Origin of the sequence: Streptomyces sp. NPDC093064 (assembly GCF_044754605.1) — a bacterium.
In the GTDB taxonomy this organism is placed as follows: domain Bacteria; phylum Actinomycetota; class Actinomycetes; order Streptomycetales; family Streptomycetaceae; genus Streptomyces.
The window spans coordinates 1-3,320 of record NZ_JBIVPK010000129.1 but is presented as its reverse complement, the minus strand read 5'-3'; the positions used below and the strand labels follow the sequence as shown (position 1 = coordinate 3,320).

General features: G+C 66.6%; 2 protein-coding genes and 2 pseudogenes. 2 read left to right on the top strand and 2 right to left on the bottom strand.

The window, feature by feature from the left end; all coding sequences use genetic code 11:
• Positions 1 to 360 precede the first annotated feature (360 nt).
• Positions 361 to 1,527, top strand: coding sequence for a PP2C family protein-serine/threonine phosphatase (locus tag ACIQFZ_RS43280; protein ID WP_402693983.1), 1,167 nt, complete (start codon positions 361 to 363; stop codon positions 1,525 to 1,527).
• Positions 1,528 to 1,755: 228 nt separating this feature from the next.
• Here the strand turns inward: ACIQFZ_RS43280 and ACIQFZ_RS43275 are convergent.
• Together ACIQFZ_RS43275 and ACIQFZ_RS43270 are read right to left on the bottom strand one after the other, a co-directional pair.
• A pseudogene (locus ACIQFZ_RS43275) lies at positions 1,756 to 1,907 on the bottom strand (IS5/IS1182 family transposase); the annotation flags it as partial.
• A gap of 54 nt (positions 1,908 to 1,961) precedes the next feature.
• Positions 1,962 to 2,345, bottom strand: coding sequence for a nuclear transport factor 2 family protein (locus ACIQFZ_RS43270; RefSeq protein WP_365779557.1), 384 nt, complete (start codon positions 2,343 to 2,345; stop codon positions 1,962 to 1,964).
• A gap of 119 nt (positions 2,346 to 2,464) precedes the next feature.
• Here ACIQFZ_RS43270 and ACIQFZ_RS43265 point away from each other — a divergent pair.
• A pseudogene (locus tag ACIQFZ_RS43265) lies at positions 2,465 to 2,815 on the top strand (IS5 family transposase); the annotation flags it as partial.
• Between the last annotated feature and the right edge of the window lie 505 nt (positions 2,816 to 3,320).

Below are 3,320 nucleotides of genomic sequence, written 5' to 3'. Positions count from 1 at the left end.
ACCACAGGTCCTGGAAGAGGACATCACCCACGGCCGTTCATGATCGCGGTTGTGGTGACCCTCCGTGGCCCCAGCACGGAAAGTGATCCAGAACCAGTTTTCACCCGTCGCCGAGACGCGTCTCGGAGACACGCACAGCAGCCGGCCCCCGGCAACTGGCCGGCCCACTGCTCGTAGGCCCACACGGCGAAGACCGCGCGTAAAATCTCAGCGCCCAACCGCGCCCGCCCGGAGCTTCGGCCGGGTGAACGCGGATGAAGCCAGAGCGGGCTTCGACGACGGGGCTGAGGCCTCCTCCAACCCGCAGTTCGATTGAGCGGATCCCGTACGGTTTCCGAGCGGATGGTGCACATTGGAAAGATGCATTTCGGGCAGCATCTCGCCCATCTACGGCAGCTGTGGCAGTCGAGCCATGCGCTGGTGGCGATTCCGCTTGTACTGATCGTCGCGATCATCCTGGCGGACATCCACTCCCCGGAATCCGTCCACCTTGGCCCGCTGCTCGTCGTAGCCCCTGCCATCACCGCCTCATTCGGCGGCTACCGGCTGACCGGACTGATCGGGGCACTGGCGGTGGGAGCCCAGGTCCTCCTCGCTGTACTCCAGGGCGGGGTGGCCACCACCAACCACATCTCGCAGATCGTCGCGCTTACGATCCTCTCGATCTTCGCCATGCTCGTGTGCTTCGTCCGCGACCGGCGGACGGCGGAACTGGCCCAGGTACGGTCCGTCTCCGAGGCCGCCCAAAGAGCCCTGCTGCGCCCGCTGCCCGACCGGCTCGGTCCCCTGTACATCGCGTCCTCATACCTGGCGGCGGAGAAGGAGGCATGCATCGGCGGCGACCTGTACGCGGTGGCGCGCACCGGGGAGCGTACGCGTGTGATCGTCGGCGATGTGCGGGGCAAGGGACTCGCCGCGATCGGGGAGGCGGCCACGCTGCTCGGCTCGTTCCGGGAGGCCGCACACCACCACGCCACGCTGCCCGCCCTCGCGGAGGCCCTGGACCGCAGCGTCTGCCGCTACCTCGCCGAATTCCCGGAAGCGGACGGGGAGGCCCAGGAGCACTTCATCACCGCGCTACTGCTGGAGATCCCCGATCACAGCCCCGTCTCGCGGGTCGTGCACTGCGGGCACCCGCCGCCCTTGCTGATCAGGCGTGGTCACGTGAAACCCGTGACGAGCTCACACCCGGCGCCTCCACTGGGCATGTCGGGGCTGGGGCCGGAGACCTACGACACGCATACCTTCTCGTTCCACGCCGGTGACACCCTGCTCCTTTACACCGACGGTGTTATGGAAGCCCGTGACAGCAGCCGAGCCTTCTACCCGCTGCAAGAGCGGGTCGCCCAGTGGGCCAATAGCAGTTCCAAGACACTTGTGCAGCGCCTCGAACAGGATCTTCTTGCCCACGCCAACGGGGCTCTTGGCGATGACGCCGCCGTCCTCGCCATCCAGCGCGCACCCGTGCCACGCACCAGTCTCCACATCAGCGCACTGGCGCACGGCGCTGACCTGCACACCGGCTGAGCAACCCGGTGGCTGAGTGAGACGGAGCGAGCGAGCTGCACCTGCCAGGGTGGGAGATCGGACGAGCGCACGCCTACCGGCTCACCCACGCCCACGTGAAGGCCCGCGGAACACTCCCCCGTCCGGGCGGGCGGGCGGGGTGATCGTGCAGGCTGAGGACCTGGGAGCGTAGGTGGCCGCGCAGCGCCTCGGCTGAGACGAACTCCCCCCTCGACAGCAGGCACTGCTGGCGCCGGGCCTGCGACGGGGTCGTCCGCGCCGGCCCGGGGCACTCTCAAGGCGTCCATGACCGCATCGAAGACGGTGGAGTCGTTGACGTTGCTCCTGGCAGACACGGGTGATCTTGGCGAGAGCCCGTCTACCAGGAGCTTCGTTGTTACGCAGGACTGTTCAGCTCGCGGTCGGCACCGCCAGCTTGGAACAGGCTCACTGCCTCATGCATCTGGCACAGGCGTGGCGTGGTGGTAGTACATCCGCCACCCGGATTCGTCATCCAACTTCCGCCAGATCGAGCTCCTCCGGGCTCGCCTGCCATCGAGCATGGTTTCGAACGTCAGGTGCACAATCCCCGGCGCCAACACGGTGCCAGTCATCTCGGTAGGCACGTACTGCGGGCCATCGTCGGCTGCACCCTGCATGACCGGCAGCGACGAGAGCATCGACTGGCGATCCCACCTACGCCCTGAGGCACCTACTTCTACGAACTCCGGATCGAGGAGTTGATCCGCCAATGCCCTGGATGACCGCACGGCCGGACTCATCAACTCCAACTCTCGCTTGATGACTTCGGCCACGCTGCTTTCCCTGTCCACGTCCATGGGAGCATCTTGCCCCAGCTGACCTGGGCATTCGCAAGCGAATTGAGGAGTCGGCCGCGCCGGTTGTCCTGCTGAACTGGCGTGACGCCGCCGACTAGACCTGTCTGATGATTGATCTTGTGACGGTTCGTGGTGAGCTGACGGATGCGGCGTGGGGTGGATAGAGCCTTTGCTGCCTGGTGCTGATGGTCGTGGTCGGCCGTGGCGGGATCAACCGCAGGTGATCAACGGGGTGCTGTGGCGGTTGCGGACCGGTGCTCCGTGGCGTGACCTGTCGGAACACTACGGGCCGTGGCACACGGTCCATAAGCGGTTCTTCGCCCGCTGGGAGGCGGACGGGACTTGGGCCCGGCTGCTCGAGCAGGCGCAGGTCCGGGACGACTCCGTCGCATCCGTGGAGTGGACGGTGTCGGTCGACTCCACGGCCAGCCGAGCCCGCCAGCACGCCGCCCGGCGCCCGCAAAAAAGGAACCGCCTTCTCGAAGTCCCGCTTCTCGCCGCCCAGCCACCTCAAGCGGGTGCAAGCGAGCACCCCGAACACGGCGCTGAGTGCGATGACGGCAGCGGCAAGCCGCCAACCCACGTCCACCTTGGGGATGCCGCGCACACCGAACACCACTGACGCGCTGATTGCCACGGCACACACTGCCTCAGTGACGGTTGTCAACTCGTTGTGGACATACCTGCGCATGCTCTCCCCCTCCGCACCCGGCCTCCCCACGTCGAGTGCTGCACACCCACTATGCACGCGGTGTCCGCCCCAGCCCCGACAGATGGGCCGTGACGACGCGAGGCCCGTTTCATCCGCTTATGGCCGACTGCAGTGAGGGGTGAAGTCAACGACCTGCGGTTTTTATCGAGGGCCCCTTCGAGCCCCGACGTCTAGTGGCTTGTCACGCCGCCTTGGCCGGGTAATCGACCTGCTGCCCGTCGGCCAGCAGACTGTCCCCAAGGTCTGATCTTGGAGGTGGTCGT